We start from the raw sequence: 25979 nt of genomic DNA, 5'->3' as shown, positions 1-25979 counted from the left end.
GAAAGGTGGCGTCAAACTCGGTCTGAAGGCGACGAATGATGTATGCGGCGGTGTACTTCTCTGCCACGCAATCCAGCGCCATCTGGCGGGCCTCAGCCAGCTTCAGCAGGGTCTTGAAGGAAAGGGTCTTAGCCACGGTCGACTTCCTTCAGGATCAATCTGGCGTTTTGGACGCGCGATAAGCGATCAGCGCAGCAGCGCCGATCGAGACAAGAACGAAAAGCAGTGGAGAGATCAGCAAAACCAGCACCGCTGCTGCGACAACGGCAGCGCCTCGCCCTTCAGGCAAAGAGATGAACGAAAACCAGCTCACCGCCGTCGACCAGAGTTTCAAGGCTTCGCGCTTGAGAGAGTTGTCTTCCATATCGATAACCTCGCGAATAGCGGGGAGGAGCGCAGCCCCTCCCGCGCCGATCAATCATTGATCGCTGTGTTGATGAGATCGAGCGGTTCCATTTTGTCGGCTTCCGCCGCGCTGATGGTATCGACGATATCGAACTTGGCCGAAGTCAGGCCGTCATCGAGATGGGCAAGGAACTTCGCCGCACCCGCATCATCGCCAATCTGCACAAACAAGATCGTGAAGTCCTCATCGCGCTCCAGCTTGGCCGCAGCTGCGACAATGGCGGCTTCCGCGGCAGCGCGATCATCAGGCTCGCCATCGGTGAAGATGATAGCCACGGCCTTTTTGCCGTCGGCGTTCAGCGCGTCGATTTGAACGATCGCTTCCGCAAGAGGCGTGGACCCGCGCGGGCTGCGGCTCTGGAAAATCGAAGACACCTTGTCGGGCGTTACGCATTCGAAAACCTGCACGGCGCCGCCGAAAACGACCAGATCGATCCCATCGGTATCATACTTGTTGAGGACCGATGCCAGACCGAAGATGGTTTCCTGCGCTTCCTCCCAGCGGGTCTTGCCCGGATAGCGCGTCGAAGGGCTAGCCATCGAGCCGGAAGCATCCAGGCCAATCACGAAATCATATTCCGAGGCCGTTTCGGCAGTCAGAACAGTAGTGGTGGAAGCAGACATTGCATTTACTCCGTTGGGGCCGGTGACTTTGCAGACGACGGGAGATCGCTCACTGTCGCGTCCAGGCGGGCCAGGCCCGGAAACTTGGAAAATCGAAATCTGCGGCATGCAGAGTGAAGCTCAGCCACGGCGGGCCTCCTTTGCCTGTTGGTGGCAATCCGCGCAGCGCCAAGGGCCATGCGCTCCGTTCAGGCTGAAGCTGGGGTGCAGCAGGCCGCAATCGGCGCAGCCTTCCGGCTTCCAATTTGGTCGAGTTGTCGGCGATGTCGGCGCATGGCGACGGGATGCGGCAAGGGTGAGCAGGTCTGTCATGCCTCACCTCCCGTCGGCGGGGTATCGGGAAGGGCATTGATCCCCGTCAGGTCCTGCGGATCGATGCAGATCCACATCCAACCCTCCCGGGAATCGCTCCAGCGAAACCATCGGCCCAGCGGCTGGCCATCGGCGGTATAGCCATGCGTCAGCCAGCGGAGATCGCCCGCCCTATGTTTGACATAGCCGGCATCGCTGCCGGTAACGGGCACGCCGTTTCGCCACATCGGGCGAACGGGGCGCGGCGTGTAAGTGCCGGAGGATCTTGCGGCTGGCGATGCGCGCAAGGGAACGGAGCGCTGCGTAGGGGCTTTGGGCGCGGGCGGGGCGCTGTCGCCCATCATGTCGAGCAGGTTCATGCCCCAAGCACCCCCAGTTCCTTGCGGCCGACAAAATTGGGCGGCGGTAGCGGCACAAGCATCGTCGCGTGGCGCCAGATATGCAGGCAGTAGGGGTGATTGTTGATGTAATCGGCCTCAGCCGGGTGCAGCTGAAAGCAGACCTCTTCCGGCAGGAAGAAGGTGCGCTTGATGAACTCCATCTCCTCCCAGGTCGGGCAGCGGTTGGGCAGGCTGACGGAAATGTGATCCCATCCTTCCGCCTCGGGATTAGCAGCCGTAGAGACGATGACGCGCAGGGTGACCGCCGCGCTGCGCGGCACATGGAAATAGCCGCCCAATTTTTCCATACTGGTGTCGAACCAGCCCCACAGCGCCATTTCCGCCCCGCGATCGCGCCAGCGGTTGAGGGTGGAGAGGTCACGCATTGTCGCTGCCCTCCCGGATCCAGACAGGGCCAGTATCGACGACCAAGGCGCGCGTGGCGCTCTCGCTACCAACGAAGCAGGGATAGAGGATCGAACCCGACATGACGGTCTGGAAGATGCAGCCGGTCCGGTTGATCTCCTCAAGCTCTTCCGGCGAAAGCCGCCAGCAGGAAACATTGGCGGGGCCGCGCGGTTGCCGAAAGACATGAAGGTCAACGACAACCTCTCCATCACCCATGAAAGTGAAGTTGGCGCCCGGGAAGGAAATGGGCTCAGCCATGGTACACCCCAGTTCCGGTCGACATCTTGCGGCGGTGATGGCCTAGACGGCCTGCCGACTGCTGACGGCCATCGACAGGTGCGACAAAATGATCGGGCATGACCGTCTCAGCAGGACGCTGATGCGCACAGCCCAGATCGCCGCGTGTGCCGCAGCGCGGGCATGGATCGCGGCCCGCTGCCACGGGAAATGACTGCATCGGGATCGAATGGCGGCCCCCCGGAGCGCCCCGGCGCGCACGGGGGATCATGCCGCGCGGCGTGGCGCCCAGCAGCTTGTTCAAAAGCTCGATCGAAAAGCATTCATGGCTGATATCGCGACGGCGTTCCTCCTCCATGCTGACGGCCAGTTCGCGCGGGGTCTGGCCGGCGCCTGCCTTCAGCTTCTTGGCATGGGTGGGCAGAACCTTCTTGGCGGGGGCAGGGACCGGCACTGCAGCCGGAGGATTGTCGATCGCGTTCAGCGCCGCGCGACCCTTTTCCGTGATTTCATAGACGGCCGGGGTCATCGGCTGCCCCGGCCTGGGCATGACGCGGCGCAGCTCGCATGCGCCTATCGCATTGCCGATGCGCGCTGTTGCCAGCGTGCTGGTAATGCCCAGGTGCTCGCGCAGGGCCAACTGCGTGCTGGGCGCGGCGGCGAAGAACCGCAGCACGGCTTCGCGTTCGGCTGTGATGCGTGAGGCGGGGCGGCTCACGGATGCCCCCATTCATCGCGAACATCGTCTTCGTCGTTGCCGGTGATGAAATCAGGCAGGCGGGGGGCCGGGCGCGCCTCCTCGGGCAATGCATCGCTGATCGCCTGCGGCAGGCCGTATTCGTTCTTGTGCCGACGGGCATAGGCCTGCGCGGGCGTGCAGGGGGTGAACTGGTAAAGCGATGCTCCGCTCAGCAGCACCGGGCCCAGCATGACATCCGCAAACAGTGGCTCGATCTGGCACATCTTGGTGCCGAAGCGCTCGACCTCGGCCACCCGGCCGACCAGCGTGCGGTGGCCCAGCGCTTCGACGATGGCATAATTGCCCTCGGGCATGGTGTCGGCGGCGATGCGGGTCAGGGTCTGTTCGGTCATGACAGGGGCGCTCCGATTCGGGCGAAGGCGATGGTGGAGATCAGCGGGTTGAGGTCCCAGCGGAAGTCGGGGCCCGCGAGGCTGGCGGCCTTGTTCCACCAGCCGGTCTGCTTGGTGCCGAAGGTGTTGTTCCAGCCCGACTGGCTGCCGCCGACCTGGTTACCGAAACCGGTCTGGTCGATGTAGATGCCGCCGGCCATGGCGGGGGCAGCGGAAGCCGCGATAACGGTGGCAGCGACGGCGGTGATGATGAACTTGCGGATCATTTGAAGTCTCCTTGTTTGCTGCGGTCCCTCCGACCGCGTCGTTGATGGAGACTGTTTTAGGCGGCTGATCCGGAACGCTGCCTGAAGCGCAGATTCAGAATTCGTTCATCAGCAGAAAAATGCCAAAAAAATTCTGAAATGGTCGGTAAGCGGCTGTTCTTAAAAGACTTTAATGCGCTCGATGCGGCACTCTCCCCGCGACGGGGAGGTGCCGGCCGGTGCATGGGGACAGGGCGGGTGTCTTCAAGCCCGCCCATACCGGCGCTTCAGATGCGCCTTGAAGAAATCGGCGTTGAGCGGTTCGCCGGTGGCTCGGGTGATCAGGTTCGGCGTTGAATAGCGCGAACCGGCCTGCCAGATATTGTCCGAGCGCCACTGGTTGATGGCGCCGAACTCGCCCTGGCGCATCTGGTCGCGCGCATCGGGCACGGCCTTTTCCATTGCCGCCCATTGCTGCGCCGCGATCATGGCGCCCAGCGTGTAGCTCGGGAAATAGCCGAAGGCGCCGCCCGGCCAATGCACGTCCTGCATCGGGCCGTCCTTGGGGTCATTGATGGTCGAAATGCCGAGATATTCCGTCATCTTGGCGTCCCAGGCCTCGGGGATCTGGCTGGCTTCCAGCTTGCCGGTGATCAGCTCCTGCTCCAGCTCGTAGCGCAGGATGACATGGAGCGGGTAGGTGACCTCGTCGGCATCGACGCGGATATAGCCGCGCTCGACGTGATTCACTTCATTCAGCACGTCAGCGATTTCCCAGCCGGGAATCGCGTCCCCGCCCAGGTGCTGGCGCACCAGCGGCAGCAGGAATTCCCAGAATTCGGGACTGCGCGAGAGCTGCATTTCAACGAAGAGGCTCTGGCTTTCGTGCATGCCCATGCCGCGCGCCTTGCCCAGCGGCCAGTGCGACCATTCCTTGGGCAGGCCCTGTTCGTAAAGCGCGTGGCCGGTTTCGTGCAGCACGCCCATCAGCGAGGAGAGGAATTCATCGGTGCGGTAGCGCGTGGTCATGCGCACGTCGGTCGGCACGCCACCGCAGAAGGGGTGGTGCGACACCGCGAGCGAACCATGGGTGAAATCGAAGCCCACTGCGCGCATGGCGGCAAGGCCAAGTTCGCGCTGCTTTTCAATGGGGTAGGGCGCGTTGAGCTGCTTCCGCGGGCGCTTGGCCAGCCGCTCTTCCTGCACCGCCAGCGCCTCGGGCACGAAGTCCTTCAGGAAGGTCTTGAGGTCGGCAAAAATAGGGTCGATTTCGGTTACGCGATTGCCCGGATCATATTGATCCATCATCGCATCATAGGGCGCAAGATTGAGCGCCGCAGCCCGCAGCTGAGCCTCTTCGCGCGCCAGCGCCACGACGCCTTCGAGCGCCGGCAGGAAGCTGTCCCAATCACCCTTAGCGCGGAGGTCGCGCCAGAGCTGTTCGGAGCGCATGGATGCGGCCGTGCGACGCTCGACGAATTCGGTCGGCAGGCAGGTCGCGTTGATATAACTGCGTTCGAACTCATCCACCGCCAGCTTCTGATCGGTGTCGAGGTTTTCGCTCCTGGCCTTGGCGATCCAGTCGGCGATTTCGGGCGCGGTTGCCTGCGCGTGATACATGGCGGCCAGGTTTGCCATCGCCTCGGCGCGCTTGTCGCCGCCCCCTACCGCCATGTGAGTCGCTTCGTCCGCCCCGAGAATGGACAGCGCGTGTTCGAGCGCTTCAAGCTTGTGACCAAGGGCGTCGAGTTTCTGGAAGGACATGGATCAAACTCCTGATAGGCCGGAGATGTGTTCCATAGAGCCGGCAGTGGATCAAGGTTTTGAACGATGCTGACTGCGCCGATCACGACCACCGCGTTAGTTCCGCGAAAGCGGGAATCGCATCGCGCCGAAACAGAGCTTCCCGCTTTCGCGGAATTGACGCCGGGGGGGTTCTTGGCTGTCTTCCGGAGAGTGCCCCCCAAAAAGGGCAGAGGCGCAGCCGGGGAGCTGCGCCTCATGGGGAAGGCCGTTTGGCTTCTGCCGTTCGGCCGGAGCGACCCTTCTGGATCTGCCCGGGGAACGGCGGCACGCAATGGGGACGACGCACCGCCGAATGGGGTCGGGAAGCGCTTTCGGGGATGAAAGCGCGCCGGATGCGTTGCCTCAGAACGGCAGGATGGCGTCGAGCACCTGTTGGCCGTAGCGCGGCTGCTGCACGTCGGTGATCTGGCCGCGGCCGCCATAGGAAATGCGCGCCTCGGCAATCTTGGTCGACGAGATCGTGTTGTTGGCCTGGATATCGGAAGGACGCACGATGCCCGACACGATGAGGTCGCGGACTTCGAAGTTCACGCGCACTTCCTGGCGGCCTTCGATCACGAGGTTGCCGTTGGGCAGGACCTGTGTGATCACGGCGGCGATGGAGGTGTTCAGCGCTTCCGAACGGTTTACCGAACCGGCGCCGGCATCGTTGATGCCCGACTTGAGGTCGATGGCGGCGGACGGATCGATCGTGCCGCCCGAGAGGTTGTCGACTGCGGCGCCGAAGATGCCACCCATGCCAGCCGAGTTGCTCGAAGAGCGGTTGCGGTTGGTGGTGTTGCTGATCTTGGCACGATCATCGACGGTGACGACCACGGTCAGGATGTCGCCGACGCGATGGGCGCGCTCGTCCTTGAAGAAGCCGCGGGCCGAGGTGCGGTAGAGCGAGTTCGACTGATAGGTGTCGGCCATGGGCTCGGGCATCGGCATGCGCACCGGCTGGTAGCCGGCCAGGGTCGTGGGGTCCTGGATCTGGGTCAGCGGCGGCGCATTGCCGACATTGGCCAGGCGATCCATGGTGTTGCAGCCGGCCATCGCTGCCGTCAGCGTCAGGATGGTGGCGATCTTGAAGGTTTTCATTGCTTTCGGTCCCAATTAGAGGCCGGCGAACGACACGGGGCCACCGGTCACTTCGACCGTGCCCGGCGCTACGGCCGTCGCGCTGATCACGCGCTTGGACATGAGGTTAAGCACCTGGAGGCTCGAGCCACGGCTGGCGCTGGTGATGGCCTGGCCCTTGACCGTCAGGGTCATGGGGCCGCGGCGATAGACGATGGTCACGAGCTCGTTCTTGGCCACGGCGATCGGCGGGCTGACGTCGCTGAGACGCAGCATCATGCCTTCGCGGCTCTGGCGGTTGAGCGCCATGCCAACCAGTTGTTCGAGCGGAGCATGCGCATAGGCATTGGCCTGGCCGACGGGAACCGGCCGCATCACCAGATGCTCGGGCAGCAGGATCGTGCCGGCCGGCAGGTTGGCTGCCAGGTGCGGCATTTCGATCGTCATGTCGATCGTGCCGGTCACGTCGATCACCCGGCTGTTGTCCGCGAGGACAAAGCGGGCCGAGAAGTCGCGGCTGCCAGCGGTGTAGCGCATGCCTTCGAGCCGTGCCGCGACGCCATTGGTCGAAACCTGGATGGGGTCGAGGAAGCGCGAGAACTGCACATTGGCGTTCACGTCCGAACCGATCAGGCCGCGGGCCGTCAGGTCCGTAACCACGAGGTCCTTGAGCAGGGCCTCGTCGACGATCATGCCGACGCGTGTCACGTTCACCGAAGAAAAGCCATTGGCTTCAAAGCTGGTGATGCCGACGCGGGCCGCAGCGGAGCGGATGGTGGCGATGTCGACCTTGCCGGTGGTGCCGGGGGCCGGGGCGCTGAAAATGGCCATTTCGGCCAGGGCGCCAGCATCGTCGAACATGTCCGCCACGGTCACGAGCTGGTCGGTGACCGTGACGTTGCCGCGCAGCGTCGGGGCTGCCTCGGCGGTCGCGACCATCAGCGAGATCACACTCACCAGCGCCAGTCTTTTGGAAAGTTGGCTCAATGAAGCCTCCTGTTACCGGAGCTGGCTTGTGGCCTGCATCATCTGGTCGGCGCCGGAGATGACGCGAGCGTTCATCTCGTAGGCGCGCTGGGCGGCGATCAGGTCGGCGATTTCGGTCACCGAGTTGACGTTGGCCATTTCCAGATAGTTCTGCAGGAGGTTGCCGTTGCTGTCCGCATTGGGCAGGCCGATCTGTGCTGGGCCGCTGGCCGCGGTTTCGAGGAACAGGTTGTCGCCCATGGATTCGAGGCCAGACTTGTTCACGAAGCGCGCCAGCTGGAGCTGGCCGAGCTGCACGGCGGTGCCGTCATTGCCGATAAAGGCTTCAACCGTACCGTCGGCGGAGATCGAAACGCCCTTGGCATCGCCCGGAATGGTGATGCCGCCGGAGATTTCGTAACCGCTCGAATTGACCAGCGTACCGTCCTGGTTGCGTTCGAACGAACCGTCGCGGGTATAGGCGGTGCGGCCGTCGGGCAGCTGCACCATGAAGAAGCCTTCGCCGCGGATGGCGACGTCGAGTTCGCGTTCGGTCGGGTTGACGCTGCCCTGGCTCATGACGCGGGGCGTTGCCACGGTGCGCACACCGGAACCGATTTCGAGGCCGGCCGGCACCAGCGTGCCCTGGTCCGAGGTCTGCGACCCGGCGCGGGAAATCTGCTGGTAGAGCAGGTCTTCAAACTCGGCGCGCTGGCGCTTGAAGCCCGGCGTGCGCATGTTGGCGATGTTGTTGGAGATGACTTCGACATTGCGTTCCTGCGCGCTCATGCCGGTCGATGCGATGTAAAGAGCTTTCATGGCGGGTCCTCAATGTCAGGCGGAAACGGAGCCGAGGCGCTTGATGGCATCGCGACGCATGTCGTCCTGCTTCTGGCCCAGCGAGGCGATGGATTCGTAGGCGCGGGTCACGCGGATCATCTCCGCCATTTCCGCCACGCCCGAGACGTTGGACTTCTCGGTAAAGCCCTGCAGTACCCGCGAATTGGTCGCCGGGATGGGCGTGCCACCCGACATCAGGTTGTTGCCGACGCGAACCAGAGCCTGGGGCTCGGCGAATTCCACGATCTGCAACCGGCCCTTGGCGCCGGCGCTCGAGGAGATCGAGCCATCGGCGGCAACGCGGATGTCGGTTTCTTCGGCGCCGAACTGGATCTGGCCGCCATCGCCCATGACTGGGTTGCCGGACAGGTCGACCAGCGTGCCTTCATTGTTGATCTGGAAGGCGCCGCCACGGGTGTAGCGCTCGCCACCGGCCGTCTGCACGGTGAAGAAACCGTCGCCGCTGATAGCGAGGTCGAGAGGAGCATCGGTCTGGACCATGGCGCCATCGGAGAAATCCTGAATGGTCGCCCAGTCCTGGACGTAAGAAAGGGTGCGATCGTTGCCCGAGAAGTCGGCATGCGAGGCCACCGGCATCTTGTATTCTTCGAACAGAAGCTGTTCGGCCTTGAAGCCAGTGGTATTAATGTTGGCGATGTTGTTCGCCACCATGTCCATGTGGCGCTGCAGCGCCATCTGGCGCGACAGTCCTATGAGTTGTGCATTCTCGATCATCTCGATCCCCGGTTTCTTAAGTCCCCGAGATGGCCCGCTTCCCCAAGCTTGCCGCCTCGCCTCTCAAAATGCAGAAACCGTGCCAGACCGATAAGCCGTTATATTTCAATGATATAGTGACTTGTGGTGGTTAATTTTGCCCAGTGCGAATTTGGCGCTGCGGCAAATGTTGCTCGGCAGAAGTTGCCGGGTTGAGGCTAAAAGTAACCAGTCATTAACCAAGATGGCATTAGCTGGACCTGCGGCCGGAATCGTCTGGCTTCAAGAACGTCTGTTGCGGGGTTTCAATGACGACGGAAGCGGAAGCTGGCACAGAGGTGCCAGTCAAGAAGGGCATCAATAAGCTCTTCATTATTATCGGTGCTGCGGTCGTCGCCGTTCTGCTGGCAGGCGCCGGCATCTTCTTCGTCATGTCGTCTTCGGGCGGCTCCAGCCAGGCAACTGCGGATGGCCACGCCGCACCAGCCGGTGAACACGGGGAAGCGGCAAAGTCTGCCGACACCTTCATCTTCAATCTCGAACCGATGATGGTGAACCTGCAGAGTTCGGATGGCGCGCAGAACTACATGAAGCTCACCGTCGCCCTCGAAGTGGCCGACGAGCACACCATGACCGAAATCCAGCCGCGCCTCGCCAAGGTCGTCGATGCCTTCCAGGTCTATATGCGCGAACTGCGCAAGTCCGACCTTGAAGGCTCCGCCGGCGTCTATCGTCTCAAGGAAGAGTTGCTGCGTCGCGTCAACATCGCCGTCTACCCGGCGCGCGTCGAAAGCATCCTCTTCAAGGAAATTCTGGTGCAGTAATGGCCGGTCCTTCTGATCAAGACAAACTCTCGGAAGACTGGGGCCTCGACCAGATCGATGCCGGCGGCTCTTCCTTCGATATTCCCGGTGAGGATGGCGGCGAAGAAGATTGGGCCGCCATGCTCAAGGCCAGCCAGGATGCGGCTGCCGATGGCGGCGTGGATCGCGTGCTCAATCAGGACGAGATCGACAATCTCCTCGGCTTCGATGCAGCCACGGCAAGCAATGTCGAGCTGAGCGGCGTCCAGGCGCTCATCAACAATGCGCTCGTCAGCTACGAGCGTCTGCCGATGCTCGAAATCGTCTTCGACCGCCTCGTGCGTCTGGCGACGACTTCGCTGCGCAATTTCACGAGCGACAACGTCGAAGTCTCGCTCGACTCCATCTCGTCGGTCCGCTTCGGCGACTATCTCAATTCAATCCCGCTGCCGGCCATTCTATCGGTCATCAAGGCAGAGGAGTGGGAAAATTACGGCCTTCTCACGGTCGACTCCAACCTCATCTATTCGATGATCGACGTGCTGCTCGGCGGCCGTCGCAGCGGCGTCACCGTGCGCATCGAAGGTCGACCCTATACGACCATCGAGCAGGCGCTGGCCCAGCGTCTCATCGAGGTGATCCTTGAAGACACCAAGCGCGCCTTCGAGCCGGTCACCCAGATCAATTTCAAGCTCGAGCGCATGGAAACCAATCCGCGCTTCGCAGCCATCTCCCGGCCGAACAACGCCGCGATCCTGATCGAACTCCGCATCGAGATGGATGACCGCGGCGGCAAGGTCGAAATCCTTCTGCCCTACGCCACTATCGAGCCCATCCGCGAACAGCTCCTGCAGATGTTCATGGGTGAAAAGTTCGGCCGCGACCCGATCTGGGAAGGCCACCTGGCGACCGAAATCTATCAGGCCGACGTCGAGATCGACGCCGTTCTGCACGAGCAGGAACTGCCCTTGTCGCGGCTCCTGTCCCTCAAGCCTGGCGACACCGTGATGTTCGAGCGCTCTCCGAGCGATCCCATCCTGCTGCGCTGCGGCGAAGTCGAGCTTACCGAGGCCATTATGGGCCATATCGGAAATTATGTCTCAGTGCGGGTCACCCGCCACCTCAATCCGCCCAAGGTTACCATGGCGGCTTTTGAGGCAATTGATGAATCCATGGAAGGTCGCTGATGCTTGGTTTGTCGATGGGATTGTTCATTGAGTCCGCAGTGGCTGTGCTCATGGCGCTTACCCTGGGCTATTGCGTTATTCTCAACCGCCGGCTGGCGCGGCTGCATGCAGACCGTGAAGCCCTGAAGCTGATGGTGGGCGATCTGATCGCTGCCACTACGCTCGCCAACCAGGCGATCAAGGAACTCAAGTCTACGGCTGTCGAGGCTGACATCACTCTCAGCTCGCGACTCGAAGAAGCTGAGCGCTTCGGCATCGAGCTGGCCAATCACGTCAATGCGGGTGCGGCGATGATGCAGCGCATCGTTCGTCTGACCAATGTTGCCCGTCAGCATCCTGTGTTGGCGCCGGTTCCGGCTGCCGATCAGGAAGATGCGCTCAACGCGCCAAAGCAAAACAACAAGGTGCGCGCGGCGCTCGAGCAGCTCTCGACCCGGGTCAGTAACCGTGGAGTTGCCGCGTGAACCGGATTCGCCTGCTTCCAGTCGTCATCCTGATGGTTGCGGCGCTGCTGGTCCTCAAGACCACGGGTCTCGTTACCCAGGGACACTACGCGCTTTCAGGCGTCACCCCGGCCGAGGCGGCCGGAGGCGGCGGCGGGACTGCGGGCGGTCATGGTGGTGGCGCGGCTGCGCCTGCCGCGGGTCCGACGACACTTCAGCAACCGACTTTGCCCGACGTTGCTCCGACAATGGGAGATACAGCTCCCACCGTTGGCGGTCAGGCTCCTGCTCCTGAAGCTGGTCATGGCGCTCCGGCGGCGGGCGGCCATGGTGCGACCAGCGCCGAAGGCAGCATTGACCTTGTTGCTGGGGTCAATGGCGACGCCGCAAGTTCCGGTGGTGAACATGGCGGCACCAATAGTGTCGCGGATTTCAATGCCTGCGCCCCGCGATCCGTCGGATCGTCCGAAGGTGGCCAGCTCACGGTTCTGCCTGGCGACTGTCCGCCGCTCAAGGACGCCGTTCCCCAGCTGTCGACGCCCACGGGCAATGTCGAGATGGGTGCTAGTGATCCAACCCTGACCGAGCAGGTGCTACTCGGCCGCCTTGCTGCCCGTCGCACCGAGCTCGAAAGCTACGAGCAGGAACTGGCCATGCGCGCCTCGCTCATCGATGCCGCTGAAAAGCGCGCCAATGAGCGAACCTCGACGCTGGAGGCCCTTGAGGCACAGATCGCCTCGCTGGTCGAAGAGCGCAAGAAGCTGGAAGCTGAGCAGTTTACGTCGATCGTCTCGATGTATCAGACGATGAAGCCGAAGGATGCGGCCAGCATCTTCAATCAGCTTGAAGTCGATATCCTGGTGCGCGTCGCCAAGATGATGCCGCCGCGCAAGATGGCTCCGATTCTGGCAGCCATGGATACCGCGAGGGCGCAGGAACTGACTGTGCGACTCGCTGCCGACACAACGGAGCATCCCGATCAGATGAAGCCGTCCGAACTTGCGGCTCTGCCGCAGATCGTTGGACAGTAAGTCGATTGCCGAGGCCCGCAGCGTTGAAACTGCGGGTCTTTTTCTATTCCGACCACGATTTTTAATGCCCCGACATGGCCGCTGCGAGGCTCGGCGTAATCGGGTGTTAAGCATGCCCGCTTAGGTTTGTGCCCAGTACTTGTGTTGTTGGCATTTTCTCGTCTGAGGGAGGATGACCAGCTCTGCGTCGGGCATGTGGCGGGCCATGAAAATGACGATCAATCCGGGTTGGCTGAAGCCGCGGAAATTTCTTGCTGCGGCACTGCTGTCGGTCAGCCTCTTGTCCGTCTCTGTGGCCATGGCCCAGGAACAGGCCCAGTTCTTCGCGACCCAAGAGACCGGCTATGGCCGCCTCGTCATCAGCTTCCCGGGGCGCGATACGCTGCCTCCCTATGCCATGCGCATGTCCAACGGGGTGCTCTCGCTCGAGTTCGAAGAGCCGATCTCCGTGGTTCTGCCTGATGTGGCCTCGATCATGCCGGAGTATCTGTCAGTCGCTCGGCTCGATGCCACCGGCAAGGGGCTCCGGATAGGCCTTCGCAGCACGCTCAATTTCAATCGTACCGAAGCGGGCACCAAGCTTTTCATCGATCTCCTGCCAACCAACTGGCAGGGTTCGCCGCCGGCTTTGCCGCAGGACGTGATCGACGAAATGTCCGCAAGGGCCCAGCGGCTTGCGCTGCGAGACGATCAGCGGCGCAAGGCCCAGGTTGTTGCCGAACAGAACCCGCAGGTAGCGCTCCGCATCGGTCGCAATCCGACCTTCCTGCGTCTGCAGTTCGACTGGACGATTCCGACCGGCGGAAAGTTCGATTTTTCCGACGACCATGGGCGCATCGACTTCGAATGGCCGGTCGATGTTGACCTCCGAGGCCTCCTGACCGACCTGCCGGCAGAAATCGTGTCGGCAAAAAATACGGTTTCACTCGATGGCAGCGCCGTCGAGATGAAGTTCGGTCGCGGTGTTTCTCCCCGTTTCTACGCCACGGGTCCAAACCAGTATGTGCTCGACATAGACATAGCGGGGCAGGGATTGCCGGAATTCTCGGCCGCCGCACTTGCCGGCGAACCTGCGGCCGAGGCGACTGCGTCCGCTGCCGCCACGACGCAAACAGCGGAGGCGGGCGCCAACCTTGCTGCCAGCGAGCCAGCGACGATTACGCCGTTTGTCACCACCTTGGGCAGCACCGTCCGTGTGGTCTTCCCCTTTGTGCAGGAAACCCCGTCGGCCATTTTCCGCCGCGGCGACTCGGTCTGGCTGCTCTTTGATACCCGCAGCGCCATCCAGCTGCCGGAGGACGTCGAAAAGCTGTCTGCGGTTTCGCGCGAATTCGTCGTCACCACCGTAGACGACGCCCAGCTCGTACGGATCGATCTCGCCAGCGATCGCTTGGCGACCATGGGCTCGCAGGGCCAGGCCCTGGTATTGTCGCTTGGCGATGTCATGATGGCACCGACCGAGCCGCTGGAGTTGACGCGCCGTCGAGATATGCGCGGCGATTTCGAGATGGTCGCCAATATCGCCCGTCCTGGCCGCGTCCATGCCTTTCAGGACCCGCTCGTCGGCGATACGCTCAGTGTTGTCACAGCCTATCCACCTGCGCGTGGCATCACGCGGTCGCTCGATTATGTGGATTTTTCGGCCCTGCAGAGCGTCCACGGCCTTGTCATTCGACCCAAGGCCGATACGCTCCATGTCGCGCTCGAAAATGCCCTTGCGGTGATCACGGCGGATGAGGGCCTCGAATTGTCCTCGACCGATACGCTGCGGCAGGATTTTGCCACTTCTGCCCCAAGCCAGCGCGCCAGCTATATTGATTTCGAGCCCCTCCAGCAGGCCAACCTGGGCCTGGTGACCAAGGAGCGCAACGCGCTTGAGGCTGCGGCCGCTGCGAGCGACGGTCGGGCTCGCGACGCAGCACGTCTGGATCTCGCCAATTTCCTCATAGCCAATGGCCTTAGCCACGAGGCCCTGGGCATTCTGCGCGTCGTCGGCGGCAGCCAGCGCAACGAAGATCTGCTCAAGAAGGTCCATATGAGCGAAGCGGTTGCCAATGTCATGGCTGACCGCCCCCGGGACGCACTGCTGCGCCTCAATGCCAAGGAGATGGATCAGGACATCGACGCCATGTTCTGGCGCGCCATCGCCCGTTCGCAGAATGGCGACTATGAGGGGGCGCGAGCCGACGCCACTCAGGCTTACTCAATCATCGACAGCTATCCACCCTGGGCCCGCGAAACTTTCCTCCTGGCGGCCACTCGCGCGGCTATCGAGGATCGCAATCCCGACCAGGCGCGGTCCATGATTGGCGATGTGGTCTTTGGGTCTCTCGACAACGATCAGATTGCCGAATTCAACCTGCTGTCCGGTCGCATCGCCGAAGAAGAGGGGCGGCTCGACGCGGCCCTCGACGTCTACGGGCAGGTGATTGCAACCGAGGTTCGTCCTGCCCGGGCCGAGGCCGTGTTCCGCACACTCGGCATTCTCGATAAGCAGAAGCGCCTTGATATGGTCCGCGGCGCGCAGACCCTTGCGGCAGAGGCTCTGCTTTGGCGCGGTGACTCGCTCGAAGCCTCCATGCAGGGGATGCTTGCCGATCTCTACTTCCGCATCGGCGAGTACCGCCAGGGCTTCGAGTCGGTCACGGCTGCCGTGGCCAGCGATCCGTCGAGCCGCGACGTACAGGCGCTCAGCGACCATGCCCAGCGCATGTTCAACGATCTGTTCCTCAACGGGCTTGCCGATTCCATCGGCCCTGTCGAGGCGCTTGGTATCTATTATGATTTCCGCCAGCTGACGCCGCCCGGTTCCCGGGGCGACGAGATGATCCGCAATCTGGCCCGCCGCCTGGTGCGGGTCGATCTGCTGCCACAGGCGGCCGAATTGCTGCAATACCAGCTCGACAACCGTCTGCGTGGCGTGGCGCGCACCGAAGTCGCTTCGGATCTTGCGGTCATCTACCTCGCCGAGCACAAGCCGGCGGAGGCCATGCGGGTTCTCAACGACACGCGCCTGCCGGATCTTCCGGAGAGCCTTGCTCGCCAAAGGCGGATACTTGAAGCCCGCGCGCTGCTCGATGGTGGCCGCGATCAACTCGCCCTTGATCTTGTCCGCGACCTTACGGGACAAGACGTCGAATTGATGCGTATCGATGCCCACTGGCAAGCCAAGCGCTATGAGCAGGCCGGGCAGCTCATCGAAGCGCTTTATGGGACGGGTGCTTCCGGCGTTCCGCTGAGCAAGGCTGCCCGGATGGGCATTCTGCAGGCCGGCGTGGGCTATGCGCTGAACAACGATGCGGCAGGTCTTGCCCGTCTGCGGACGAAATACTCGGATGCGATGGTCAACTCGCCGGAATGGCCGATGTTCGACTATGTGACTGGTCCGATCCAGGTGACCAGCAACGAGTTCCGTCAGGTGGCTTCGCAGATTGCCGCCGTCAATGGCCTCGAAACCTTCCTCGTGGCCTATCGCGACGTCTACGCCGGGCAGGGCGCGCTGACGCCGCACCCGAGTGGCGGCGAGGATGGTTCAGGACCAGTCGCTTCGCTCAAGGAATAGGCCAATCCGATGACGGCGCCCTTTTGGGTGCCGTCGTTCAGCGTTGCGCTAACTGACGAAACTTCGCACCAGCGAGCCCACGACCAGATACCACCCGTCCACAAGCACGAAGAAGATCAGCTTGAAGGGCAGGGAGATCACCACTGGCGGGAGCATCATCATACCCATGCTCATGAGCACCGATGCCACGACCATGTCGATGATGACGAAGGGCAGGAAGAGCAGGAAGCCGATTTCGAAGGCGCGCCGCAGTTCCGAGATCAGAAACGCCGGGATCAGCAGCTGCAGCGGAATGGCTTCCGGCTCGGCCGGAACCTCGGCTTCGGTCAGGTCATAGAACAGCGACAGGTCCTGCTCGCGCACATTGGCCCGCATGAAGGCGTGCAGTGGTGCGACGGTCGGCTCGAAAGCCTCGGAAATCTCGATCTGACCCGCCAGCAGTGGCGCGATGCCGTTGTTGTAGCTCTGCTCAAGCGTCGGCTGCATGATGAAGAAGGTCAGGAACAGCGCCAGCGAGATCATCACCGAGTTCGGCGGCGCCGTCTGCAGGCCGATCGCGGTACGCAGCAGCGACAGCACGACCACGATACGGGTAAAACTGGTCACCATCACGAGGATGGACGGGGCCAGCGACAGGATGGTCAGCAGGCCGATCAGCTGGATGGCGCGTTCGGCGATCGCCGTGTTGTCACCGAAGCCGATCGAGAGTTCCTGCGCCTGGGCGACGCCAATGGCGGCAAGCGAAAGGCCTGCCGCCACGATCAGGCCAATGAGGGCGTGCTTTTTAAGGCGCTTGCGCCCGGTATTAGCCTCGGCTGCTTTCGCCCTGCGCTTCGTGATCACGCGTTACGCCTTCGTTAACCGATTTTTCAGCGTCTTCTTTAGCTGAGTCGGCCTCCGATACGGGCGAAATGTCCGGCTTATACCCGGTTGTCGTGGTTTCCTGCGCGTTGACCGGGCGCAGAAGGCCGGTGTGGCGCAGCGAGCGGCCGGGCGTTTCGCGCGACTTGTTGGCTTCGCGGGCGCGGTCGATGGCGGCGCCGGGGCCGGCTGCAACGGTCGCCGCGGGGCTGACGGCGGGCTTGGTTTCGGCGGGACGCGTGTCGTTGCTGGCCTTGCGCCCAACCATGGGCACGGGGCGGCGGGTTGTCTGGGCGGCGGGCGGCTCGGGCGGCACGATACCGGCTTCAACCACCACGTCCTGCGGGCCGCCGGTCAGGATCAGGTGTTCGACATTGTCACGCCGCACGATCAGCAATTGCCGTTTCTGATCGACCACGAGGCTATCGACGATGGCGAGCCGCCGATTGCGGCCGCGCACGCCATTGGTCGAGACGCGAAAGACCAGCTTGAGGAGCCAGACACCGAGCACGGTGAGTACGATAACGGCGCCAAGGGCAAAGGCGGCGGTCAGGTAAGTATTACCGCTGCCGCCAAACAGGCTGGTGATGAACTGCACTATTTCAACTCCTAGGGCACGCCTCCGCCGGGCGTGCAATTGATCAACGTTCTAAAGCGGGGCGGGCGAATCTGGAAGATCGCGCCGCGCTTCGTGTGTGGCTTCGACGACTCTGTCGGGCATTTTCTGCCCAGTCAAATCAGTCAATCATGCAGAATGCGAGGCAAATCGGGACGGAATGGGTGCTGAATTAACGCTTCTTTAACTACGAATAGGCAGGATTTTCCCATTAGCGCGGACTCAGGGGGCGTTGGGCGATGGGATTGATGGACCTGCCGGTTTTTTCGGCACTGACGGACAAGATGCGTTGGCATCAGGCCCGCCAAGGTCTTTTGGCCGAGAATGTCGCGAATGCCGACAATCCCGGTTTCAAGGGGCGCGACCTCAAGCAGTACAACTTCGAGGAGCGCTTCAGCCTTGTGCAGCCTCCGCAGGTTTCGACCGCTGCTACCCAACCCAAGCACTTTTCTACCTCCATCGGCGGCAATTCAACCTTTGCCGACAGCCGGATGGTGAATTTCGAGATTACGCCGAAAGGTAACGGCATCACCCTCGAAGACGAGATGATGAAGGTCACGACCAATATGATGGACTATCAGGCCGCGACCTCCCTCTACCAGAAATCGGTGCGGATTTTGAAAACCGCACTCGGCAAAACCGCTTAAGGAGGCGTGACTCATGGACTTCAGCACTTCGATCGGCATCGCCGCCACAGGCCTTCACGCGCAGTCTGCCCGTATGCGCGTCATAGCGGAAAACATTGCCAACGCGGATTCGACCGCAACCACGCCGGGCGGCGACCCGTACCGCCGCCGTGTACCGACCTTCGAAACCGTCATGAACAACGAGCTTGGCGGTCGCGTCGTCTCCATGGGCAAGGTTGCCTATGACCAGAGCGACTTTAACAGCCGTTACGAGCCCGGCCATCCGGCCGCCGATGCGAACGGCTATGTTCAGTATCCCAACGTCAACACGCTGATCGAGACGATGGACATGCGCGAGGCCCAGCGCAGCTACGAGGCCAATCTCAATGTGGTTTCCGTGACGCGGCAGATGCTCGGGCAGACGCTCGACATCCTGCGCGGCTAACGGTTCGGGGGGCAATAATCATGGCGTCAACACCTTTCAACATTGCAGCAGCGGCCTATGGCAATGCCAGCCGTCTGGCTTCGCAGATCTCCCGTCCTGAGGCCGAGGCAGCCATTGCCGGCGTCGCAGGCGGTCCGAACTTCGCACAGATGCTGGCCCAGTCGGTCCAGGGCATCACCGAAAGCGGTCGTGCCGCAGATCCGACGGCGATCGCAACGCTCAGTGATGCGGCTACCCGTCTGCTCACCCAGGCGTCCCAGCCGGGTGCCCAGCTCGGCACCAATGCCGGCAATAGCGGGAACGACTTTGCCGCCATGCTGGCGCAGTCGGTGCAGGGCGTTGTCGATCAGGGCCGCGCTTCGGACCAGATGGCCATCGATATGGTCAACGGCAAAGCCAATGTGGTCGACATGGTGACGGCGCTCTCGCAGACCGAATTCGCCATCGAGAGCATCGTGACGATCCGCGACCGCGTCATCCAGTCCTATGAATCGATCATGGCGATGCCGATCTGACGACGCCTCGGCGCAACGCACTCACCTCAGGGCACGCCCTGAGGTCTTCACTGAATAGTGCCAGTCGACTGATCGCCGGTCATTGAGGAATCAGTTACCATTTAGTGGTGACCGTAAAAGGATTCGCCTCGTGACCGGCGCCGAAGTGCTCGATATTGCCAGCCAGGGCATCTGGACGCTGATCATTGTGTCCCTGCCGATGATGCTGGTCGGCCTCGTTGTCGGCGTGGTCATTGCCCTCTTCCAGGCGCTCACCCAGATTCAGGAAATGACGCTGGTCTTCGTGCCGAAGATCATCGCGATCTTCGTTACCATGTTGCTGACCCTGCCGTTTCTCGGTGCGACCATGTCGGCTTACATGACCCGCGTGATCGACATGATCATCGTCGGCGGCTGATGTTTACGCTCAACCTCGATTGGGCTCCGGCTGCGGCCTTTACCTACCTCATCCTGTTCGCGCGCATCGGCACCATGCTGATGCTGATGCCTGCGCTGGGGGAGAACACCATCCCCGCGCGCCTGCGTCTTGCCTTTGCGCTCGTCTTCACCAGCGTGCTCTATCCGCTGCTGAAATATATCGTTCCAGCCATGCCGCCCGATACCGCTGGGATCGTCGGAGTCATCTTTCACGAGATCGCGGTCGGCCTGATCATCGGCGGCATCGTGCGCATAACCGTCATGGCGACCACCGTTGCCGGCGCCATCGTGGCGTTCCAGACCGGTCTCTCAGGCGCCATGGCGGCTGACCCGACGCAACAGGGCATGCAAAGCGCGGTTTTCGCGAGCTTCCTGTCGTTTCTCGGTATCACGCTGATCTTCGCCACCGACCTGCACCACGTGGCTCTGGCGGCCATCTATGACAGCTATTCGGTGTTTGCGCCCGATATGCCGCTGATTTCCGAAGATGCCATGCAACTGGCGATCCGCACCGTCGCCGGCGCCTTTTCCGTCGGCGTGCAGATGGCGGCGCCGTTTATCGTCTTCGGCCTCGTGTTCAACCTCGGAGCCGGTATCCTGGCGCGCCTGATGCCGGCGTTGCAGGTCTATTTCATCCTCATGCCCGCCAACATTCTGGCCGGCCTGATCCTGTTCGCTCTTTTGCTGGTGATGATGATGGGCTGGTATCTATCCGCCTTTGAAAATCATCTCGCCATGTGGCGGGGGTAGGCGATGTCCTCAGAAGCCCCCGAGCAAGAGAGCAAAACAGAAGATCCTTCCCAACGAAAACTTGAGGAAGCGCACAAGAAGGGCGACGTCGCCAAAAGCCAGGAGGTGACCACCTGGTTCATGCTGGTCGGCACGGCCATCATCTGTTCGAGCATGGCCCCGTGGGTCGCGAGCCAGATCAGCCAGCCGCTCCAGACCATCATGATGAACGCCGACCGTTTCGACGTGAATGGGGCGGGTTTCTCGGCATTCTTCACCAATCTCGCCTTCGCCATGATCGGCGCGGTCTTGGCGCCACTCGCCGTGCTCTATGTCTGCGGCGTGCTCGCCAATCTCGTGCAGCACCGCCCGCTGATTTCGGCCGAGCCGATTACGCCCAAGCTTTCCAAGATTTCCCCGCTCGCCGGAGCCAAGCGCCTCTTTTCGATCGATGCTCTGATCAATTTCGGCAAGGGCCTCGTCAAGATCGGCGTGGTCGGCATCGTGGTGGTCATGGTGATCTGGCCCGAGCGCGACCGCCTCGACACCATGATGACGGCCGACCCGATCATCATCCTTCTCGATTTCCAGGAGCTGGCAGTCAAAATCCTGACGGCCGTGCTTGTCGTCGTTACCTTCATCGCCGGTGCCGACTATTTCTACACCCGCCAGAAATGGTGGAAGCGGCAGATGATGACGGTTCAGGAAACGCGCGACGAATACAAGCAGATGGAAGGCGACCCGCACGTGAAGGGTCGCATCCGTCAGCTGCGGCAGGAAAAGGCGCGCAAGCGCATGATGCAGTCGGTTCCGGACGCGACCGTGGTTCTCACCAACCCGACGCACTACTCTGTCGCGCTCAAATACGAAAAGGGCATGGGTGCGCCGAAGTGCGTCGCGAAAGGGGCCGATGCCGTCGCTCTGCGCATTCGTACCGTTGCCAAGGAAAACGACGTGCCGATCATCGAGAACCCGCCACTGGCGCGCGCGCTCTTTGCTGCGGTCGAGGTCGACGAGGATATTCCGGCCGATCACTATAAGGCCGTCGCCGAAATCATCGGCTTCGTCATGCGCCTCAAGCACGGTCAGAGCTGGAAGGCGAGAGGGTAGAGCCTGCCATGGATTTCATGAAGCTCCTCAAATCGCTTGAGGAATTGCTCTACGAACTGATCAGCTGGTTTCTCTTCTATCCCCTGACCTTGTGGCGCATCGTCCGTCGGCCCCTGCAGATGCTGTCCTATGCCGAGCGCCAATTGCTCGAGGACGAGGACCGGCAGTTCGACGACAGCCTCAGCCCGCCGATCCTGCTGCTCATCTCGCTCGTGGTCCTGCACAGCTTTGGTCAGATATTGCAGCCCGAGGAAGACCACGCACTGTCCGGCCTCTTGGCTGACGACTGGAACCTGCTGATCTTCCGCGCCGTCAGCTTCAGCCTTTTCCCGCTGCTGTTCGGCCTTCTGCAGCTCAAGCTCAACAAGGCGCGGCTGACCCGCACCACGTTCAAGCCGGTCTTCTACAGCCAGTGCTACGCTGCCGTGCCCTTTGTCGTTGCGGTGAGTCTGGGCCTGCAGGGCATGACCAGCGGCGAGGTCATCCTGGGCGGCGTTGTCGCCATGGCCGGCCTTCTTTGGTACGCTACCTCCGAAACCCTCTGGCTCATCCGGAGCGCCAGGCTGCGGCCGCTCAAGGCTACGCTGGCCGTCGCGGCAACGCTCATCGTCGCCATCCCGCTCTTCCTGCTGTCTGCGCTGGTCGTAGGGCTCGCCAGCGGCTCGGTCGCTATCCCGAACTAAGCCCCGCCGACCGGCATGTGGCCGAGCCCGTAGCTCGTCAGGAACAGCGCCCAGTCGTCGAAGATATGGGCGATCGAGGACACCCAGATATTGCGGGTCAGCAGATAGGCAAGGGTCATGACCACCCGCGCCGTGCCGATGATGCCGAGGCACTGGATGATGTTCCAGTCATAGGTCGGCAGGTGCATGGCCGAGAACCATACGGTCGAGACGATCACGGCGATGACCAGCCCCAGGCGCCGAGATAGGCCAAATCTGTTGACGCACAGCCACAGCACCGCCAGCAAAGGCAGGATGGACACGACTTCCTCGCCGATGAGCTGGATGACGGTCCGCGCCAGAAACAGCAATAGCTGCGGCGTGTCGTAATCCATCAGCCCAGTGACGGCAGCATTGGACGACGCGCCGTAGAGCGTCTCCACAGTGACGCCGGCGATGACCGAGACAATCACCGTCAGCACGCCGAAGCCAATGGCGATGCCGAACTGCTTGAAACTCATTGGCCGGAAGATGGCCGGCGGACGCCAGCCGGTCACCGCCATCAACGCCAATAGCGGCAGGCCGGCAAAGACGACGGCGGGAATGAAGACGAGCGGCACCGTGTCAAACGGCACCAGAATGAGCTGGAGAAAGGCCACCACCACTGCGACCATCACGAGGAGCCAACCTCGCCCGCTGATCGCCACCGGTTCGCCCGCATAATAGGGAAGGTCGCTTTTCGCCGCCATCGATGATGCCCTCACAGCCGGAGCACATCTAATCGCGGCGCCGAAATATTGGCAAGTGGATCAAGAGCTAAGCCCGGCAAGCCCAAGCCGTTCCAGAACGAAATCCGCCCGTTCGGCCACCGGAATTTTCGGCAGCTCAACCGCCTCATATCCCAACGCCGGGTAGTCATGGACAAGGCGCTCATATTCCGCGATAGCCGCGTCGAGCCCATGTTGCCGCTCCGCATCCTGCCGATAGATTTCCGGCCATGGCGGGGTAAGGAAGACGAGTGGGTTGAACCGCCACTGTGCCGAAAGGCGCCGCAACGCCGGTTCGCCCGTCAGTTCCGACAGGCCCGATGCGGCATCGAGCAATCCGCGATCGAAAAAGACCGGGCCGGGCAGGGTGCTCGCCCGCGCCAGATCCTCAAGCGCCACGTCGATCGCCCTCTGGAGGAACGCCTCGGCGTCGACCCAAGGCAAGACCGCCCCATCGCCTGCCAACTCGGCGGCCACGATACGCCGCCCCGGCTCCTCGATCACCGAAAAGCCGCGACGCGCCAGTTCTTCGAGCAGGGTTGATTTCCCGCCGCCCGAGCAGCCCGATATGATGATGAAGCGGTCCAAATCCGTCTCCTTGCGTGCTAGTTTGAGTTCTGCGGCATTTCGCCGATGCCCGCTTTCTGGGCGCCGGTCGGGACGCGGCGTGTGAAAAACCGCCTTCGCCCTCCCATGGCGGCGGTCCATTTGCTAGACCAATGGGACCTGTCCCGAATCGGGGCAATTTGCGCTGGAGCTTTCAACCCATGGCCACGACGCCGCTCGGCGAGGACAATTATCCCGATCCGCTGGTTGCCTCGCCCCGAGGGGGCGCCGGTCTCTGGCGCGTCGCGGCCCTTGGCCTCGTCATCATCGGCGCTGCTGCCGGCTTCGCGCTTTTCGGCGATCGCCTGCCGCCTGAGGTTGTGATGATCTTTGTCGGCCTTCTGGCCGTCGCCGGCGTGTTCTTCCTGTTCGGCCTCGCCGCCGGTCTGTTCCGGTTCGCTGCGGCCGAAGAGCGCCGCACGATTGCCCGCGCGCTGATCGACACTGTGGGCCGCGGTATCGTCGTTGCCGACCGCGATGGCAAGATTGCCTACGCCAATGTGCATTATGGCACTTTTCCCGGCGCACTCAACAATGGCGTTCCCGTCAGCCTGCCGCGCCTGTTCTCCGGCCAGGCCGACGCCGGCGAGGCGATGTACCGCCTGACCCGTGCCGCCAAGGATGGCCGCAATGCCATCGAGGACGTCCGCATTGTCGGTGGCCTCGGTGGTTCGCAGACCGAGAGCAACCGGGCCTTCTGGTATCGCGTCTCGGTGCGCCCGCTGCCGGCGAACGATGAAACCACCAAGCCTGTCGTCGCCTGGACCGTCGAAGACATCACGCGCGACCGCGAGAACAACGAGACCGCGTTCCTCGATCTGCAGCGCGCCATCGACTATCTCGACCATTCCCCGGCCGGTTTCTTCTCCGCCGACGCCCAGGGTCGCGTTCAATATCTCAACTCGACCCTGGCGGATTGGCTCGGCTATGACCTCGCCGAATTCAATGCCGGTCAGTTGAGCCTCGGCGACGTCGTGCGCGGCGACGGTGCCACCCTCCTTATGCGTGGTCGCCGCGATGGTGAGATCACCACCGAGATCATCGACATCGATCTCGTGCGCCGCAACGGCACGGCTCTGCCGGTGCGCATGCTGCATCGTGCCGCGCGCCTTGCCGATGGCGAGCTGGGCGAGACCCGCACCCTCGTGCTCGATCGTTCCAGTGCGCCCGAGACCGAAGAAGAGTTGCGCGCCGCCGAAGTCCGCTTCTCGCGTTTCTTCAACGACACCCCGTTCGCCATCGCCACCCTCGATGGCGAAGGCCGCATCGTGCGCACCAATGCGCCGTTCGGCCGTATCTTCCGCTGGTCGGGCGAGGAAAAGAGCCTCGAACTGCAGCCCCTGCATGAGCTCATCGGCGAAGGCAGCCGCGAGAAGCTTGCCAAGGCGCTCACCGCTGCAACGGCCCAACGCACCGAAGTCGAGCCCGTCGACGCCCAGCTCAGCGTCGAAGGCGACCACGCGGTCCGTCTCTACATTTCCGCCTCGGAAGTCAGCGCCGGCTCGCCCGAGCAGGTCAATGTCTATGCTCTCGACATGACCGACCAGCGCAAGCTTGAAGCCCAGTTCGCCCAGAGCCAGAAGATGCAGGCCGTCGGCCAGCTCGCTGGTGGCGTGGCGCACGACTTCAACAACCTGCTGACCGCCATCATTGGCTTCTCCGACCTGCTGCTGCTCAAGCACAAGCCCGGCGATCCCTCGTTCAGCGAGCTCATGCAGATCAAGCAGAATGCCAACCGCGCCGCGGGCCTTACCCGCCAGCTGCTGGCCTTCTCGCGCCGCCAGACCCTGCGTCCGCAGGTCCTGGAACTGCCGCTGATCGTCGATGACCTTACCGTGCTGCTCAAGCGCATGATCGGTGAAAAGAACCAGCTTTCGGTCGAGCACGGCCGCAACATCTGGCCGATCCGCGCCGACGTGGTTCAGCTCGAGCAGGTTGTCATCAATCTCGTCGTCAATGCCCGCGACGCCATGCCCGACGGTGGCTCGATCACCGTCCGCACCAGCAATGTTACCGAGGACGACGTCCGCGAATTGAAGTTCGAAGGCATGGTCCCGGCCGACTATGTGTTGATCGACGTCGAAGACACTGGCACCGGCATGTCGCCCGAAGTGATGGCGAAGATTTTCGAGCCGTTCTTTACCACCAAGGAGCTCGGCAAGGGTACCGGCCTAGGCCTCTCTACGGTCTATGGCATCGTCAAGCAGACCGAAGGTTTTATCTACCCGGTCTCGACCGTGGGCGTCGGCACCACCTTCAAGATCTTCCTGCCGCGCTATGTCCCATCTGCAGAAGAGGTCGCTGCCAAGACGGCCGCCGCCGCCGCGCCCGCCAAGGACCTGACCGGCCACGAACGCATCCTGCTCGTCGAAGACGAGGAGAGCGTCCGCGCCTTCTCCGCTCGGGCCCTGCGCACCACCGGCTATGAAGTGTTCGAAGCCGATGGCGGCGAAGAAGCGCTCGAAGTGCTCGAAGACCTCGATTACGAGGTCGATCTGATCATTTCGGACG

At 62.4% G+C, this 25979-nt stretch carries 30 protein-coding genes; 13 read left to right on the top strand and 17 right to left on the bottom strand.

Annotated features, from left to right (window positions below; all coding sequences use genetic code 11):
* Positions 1-154: 154 nt before the first annotated feature.
* From J0I64_RS10190 to flgF, 13 genes are all read right to left on the bottom strand, one after another.
* Complete coding sequence (locus J0I64_RS10190) at positions 155-364, bottom strand: hypothetical protein (protein ID WP_291407766.1); 210 nt, start codon at positions 362-364, stop codon at positions 155-157.
* Positions 365-414: 50 nt separating this feature from the next.
* Positions 415-1137 carry a VWA domain-containing protein gene (locus J0I64_RS10185; RefSeq protein ID WP_291407763.1) on the bottom strand — a complete coding sequence of 241 codons (723 nt, stop codon included), beginning with the start codon at positions 1135-1137 and terminating at the stop codon, positions 415-417.
* 200 nt (positions 1138-1337) lie between these two features.
* Entirely contained in the window at positions 1338-1700 is a 363-nt protein-coding gene (locus tag J0I64_RS10180; protein WP_291407761.1) for a hypothetical protein, read from the bottom strand.
* Entirely contained in the window at positions 1697-2107 is a 411-nt protein-coding gene (locus J0I64_RS10175) for a hypothetical protein (RefSeq protein ID WP_291407759.1), read from the bottom strand. The genes J0I64_RS10180 and J0I64_RS10175 overlap by 4 nt, the downstream gene beginning before the upstream one ends.
* Complete coding sequence (locus J0I64_RS10170; protein WP_291407758.1) at positions 2100-2387, bottom strand: hypothetical protein; 288 nt, start codon at positions 2385-2387, stop codon at positions 2100-2102. Before J0I64_RS10170 ends, J0I64_RS10175 begins: the two co-directional genes overlap by 8 nt.
* Complete coding sequence (locus J0I64_RS10165; RefSeq protein WP_291407755.1) at positions 2380-3084, bottom strand: hypothetical protein; 705 nt, start codon at positions 3082-3084, stop codon at positions 2380-2382. The genes J0I64_RS10170 and J0I64_RS10165 overlap by 8 nt, the downstream gene beginning before the upstream one ends.
* Positions 3081-3458: a hypothetical protein gene (locus tag J0I64_RS10160; RefSeq protein ID WP_291407753.1), complete on the bottom strand. Its 378-nt coding sequence runs from the start codon at positions 3456-3458 to the stop codon at positions 3081-3083. The genes J0I64_RS10165 and J0I64_RS10160 overlap by 4 nt, the downstream gene beginning before the upstream one ends.
* The gene (locus tag J0I64_RS10155) at positions 3455-3724 is read right to left on the bottom strand and encodes a hypothetical protein (RefSeq protein WP_291407750.1); all 270 of its coding nucleotides are present in this window, start codon (positions 3722-3724) and stop codon (positions 3455-3457) included. Before J0I64_RS10155 ends, J0I64_RS10160 begins: the two co-directional genes overlap by 4 nt.
* Positions 3725-3967: 243 nt before the next feature.
* On the bottom strand, positions 3968-5467 hold the full coding sequence (locus J0I64_RS10150; protein ID WP_291407748.1) for a carboxypeptidase M32: 1500 nt from the start codon (positions 5465-5467) through the stop codon (positions 3968-3970).
* 384 nt (positions 5468-5851) lie between these two features.
* Positions 5852-6589: a flagellar basal body L-ring protein FlgH gene (gene flgH, locus J0I64_RS10145; RefSeq protein WP_291407746.1), complete on the bottom strand. Its 738-nt coding sequence runs from the start codon at positions 6587-6589 to the stop codon at positions 5852-5854.
* A gap of 15 nt (positions 6590-6604) precedes the next feature.
* The gene (flgA, locus tag J0I64_RS10140; RefSeq protein ID WP_291407744.1) at positions 6605-7555 is read right to left on the bottom strand and encodes a flagellar basal body P-ring formation chaperone FlgA; all 951 of its coding nucleotides are present in this window, start codon (positions 7553-7555) and stop codon (positions 6605-6607) included.
* Positions 7556-7567: 12 nt separating this feature from the next.
* The gene (gene flgG / locus J0I64_RS10135) at positions 7568-8353 is read right to left on the bottom strand and encodes a flagellar basal-body rod protein FlgG (RefSeq protein ID WP_291407742.1); all 786 of its coding nucleotides are present in this window, start codon (positions 8351-8353) and stop codon (positions 7568-7570) included.
* A gap of 15 nt (positions 8354-8368) precedes the next feature.
* The gene (gene flgF / locus J0I64_RS10130; protein ID WP_366933732.1) at positions 8369-9109 is read right to left on the bottom strand and encodes a flagellar basal-body rod protein FlgF; all 741 of its coding nucleotides are present in this window, start codon (positions 9107-9109) and stop codon (positions 8369-8371) included.
* Positions 9110-9396: 287 nt separating this feature from the next.
* On the opposite strand from flgF, the gene J0I64_RS10125 reads away from it, so the two are divergent.
* The 5 genes from J0I64_RS10125 to J0I64_RS10105 all read left to right on the top strand — a co-directional run bounded on the left by J0I64_RS10125 (position 9397) and on the right by J0I64_RS10105 (position 16114).
* Complete coding sequence (locus tag J0I64_RS10125) at positions 9397-9912, top strand: flagellar basal body-associated FliL family protein (protein ID WP_291407740.1); 516 nt, start codon at positions 9397-9399, stop codon at positions 9910-9912.
* Positions 9912-11078, top strand: a complete 1167-nt coding sequence (gene fliM / locus J0I64_RS10120; protein ID WP_291407738.1) for a flagellar motor switch protein FliM — start codon at positions 9912-9914, stop codon at positions 11076-11078. The genes J0I64_RS10125 and fliM overlap by 1 nt, the downstream gene beginning before the upstream one ends.
* A 38-nt stretch (positions 11079-11116) precedes the next feature.
* Positions 11117-11542 carry a DUF6468 domain-containing protein gene (locus tag J0I64_RS10115; RefSeq protein ID WP_291407736.1) on the top strand — a complete coding sequence of 142 codons (426 nt, stop codon included), beginning with the start codon at positions 11117-11119 and terminating at the stop codon, positions 11540-11542.
* Positions 11539-12552, top strand: coding sequence for a hypothetical protein (locus tag J0I64_RS10110; protein WP_291407734.1), 1014 nt, complete (start codon positions 11539-11541; stop codon positions 12550-12552). The genes J0I64_RS10115 and J0I64_RS10110 overlap by 4 nt, the downstream gene beginning before the upstream one ends.
* Before the next feature lie 172 nt (positions 12553-12724).
* Positions 12725-16114, top strand: coding sequence for a hypothetical protein (locus J0I64_RS10105; protein ID WP_291407732.1), 3390 nt, complete (start codon positions 12725-12727; stop codon positions 16112-16114).
* 48 nt (positions 16115-16162) lie between these two features.
* On the opposite strand, the gene fliP is transcribed toward J0I64_RS10105, so the two are convergent.
* On the bottom strand, positions 16163-16885 hold the full coding sequence (fliP, locus tag J0I64_RS10100; RefSeq protein WP_291407768.1) for a flagellar type III secretion system pore protein FliP: 723 nt from the start codon (positions 16883-16885) through the stop codon (positions 16163-16165).
* A 34-nt stretch (positions 16886-16919) separates the two neighbouring features.
* Positions 16920-17573, bottom strand: a complete 654-nt coding sequence (locus tag J0I64_RS10095; protein WP_291407730.1) for a flagellar biosynthetic protein FliO — start codon at positions 17571-17573, stop codon at positions 16920-16922.
* Between the two features lie 266 nt (positions 17574-17839).
* Here J0I64_RS10095 and J0I64_RS10090 point away from each other — a divergent pair, with 266 nt between their 5' ends.
* The 7 genes from J0I64_RS10090 to J0I64_RS10060 all read left to right on the top strand — a co-directional run bounded on the left by J0I64_RS10090 (position 17840) and on the right by J0I64_RS10060 (position 22116).
* Positions 17840-18238: a flagellar basal-body rod protein FlgB gene (locus tag J0I64_RS10090; RefSeq protein ID WP_291407729.1), complete on the top strand. Its 399-nt coding sequence runs from the start codon at positions 17840-17842 to the stop codon at positions 18236-18238.
* A 13-nt stretch (positions 18239-18251) separates the two neighbouring features.
* On the top strand, positions 18252-18662 hold the full coding sequence (gene flgC / locus J0I64_RS10085; RefSeq protein WP_291407727.1) for a flagellar basal body rod protein FlgC: 411 nt from the start codon (positions 18252-18254) through the stop codon (positions 18660-18662).
* A gap of 20 nt (positions 18663-18682) precedes the next feature.
* Positions 18683-19177, top strand: coding sequence for a flagellar hook-basal body complex protein FliE (locus J0I64_RS10080; RefSeq protein WP_291407725.1), 495 nt, complete (start codon positions 18683-18685; stop codon positions 19175-19177).
* Between the two features lie 130 nt (positions 19178-19307).
* Positions 19308-19574, top strand: coding sequence for a flagellar biosynthesis protein FliQ (fliQ, locus tag J0I64_RS10075; RefSeq protein ID WP_291407723.1), 267 nt, complete (start codon positions 19308-19310; stop codon positions 19572-19574).
* Positions 19574-20344 (top strand): flagellar biosynthetic protein FliR, encoded by a 771-nt coding sequence (gene fliR, locus J0I64_RS10070; protein WP_291407721.1) that lies wholly within the window; start codon positions 19574-19576, stop codon positions 20342-20344. The genes fliQ and fliR overlap by 1 nt, the downstream gene beginning before the upstream one ends.
* A 3-nt stretch (positions 20345-20347) precedes the next feature.
* The gene (gene flhB / locus J0I64_RS10065; protein ID WP_291407719.1) at positions 20348-21433 is read left to right on the top strand and encodes a flagellar biosynthesis protein FlhB; all 1086 of its coding nucleotides are present in this window, start codon (positions 20348-20350) and stop codon (positions 21431-21433) included.
* Between the two features lie 8 nt (positions 21434-21441).
* Complete coding sequence (locus tag J0I64_RS10060; RefSeq protein WP_291407717.1) at positions 21442-22116, top strand: permease; 675 nt, start codon at positions 21442-21444, stop codon at positions 22114-22116.
* Here the strand turns inward: J0I64_RS10060 and J0I64_RS10055 are convergent.
* On the bottom strand, positions 22113-22844 hold the full coding sequence (locus J0I64_RS10055) for a CPBP family intramembrane glutamic endopeptidase (protein ID WP_291407716.1): 732 nt from the start codon (positions 22842-22844) through the stop codon (positions 22113-22115). The genes J0I64_RS10060 and J0I64_RS10055 overlap by 4 nt on opposite strands.
* A gap of 60 nt (positions 22845-22904) precedes the next feature.
* A complete protein-coding gene (locus J0I64_RS10050; RefSeq protein ID WP_291407714.1) occupies positions 22905-23450 on the bottom strand; it encodes an AAA family ATPase in 546 nt (181 codons plus the stop codon).
* 179 nt (positions 23451-23629) lie between these two features.
* On the opposite strand from J0I64_RS10050, the gene cckA reads away from it, so the two are divergent.
* Positions 23630-25979: cell cycle histidine kinase CckA (gene cckA, locus J0I64_RS10045; protein ID WP_291407712.1), on the top strand; the 2350-nt coding region annotated here is incomplete at its 3' end.

This window comes from Devosia sp. (assembly GCF_017307565.1).
In the GTDB taxonomy this organism is placed as follows: domain Bacteria; phylum Pseudomonadota; class Alphaproteobacteria; order Rhizobiales; family Devosiaceae; genus Devosia.
This window is presented reverse-complemented; position numbering and strand designations above follow the sequence as displayed.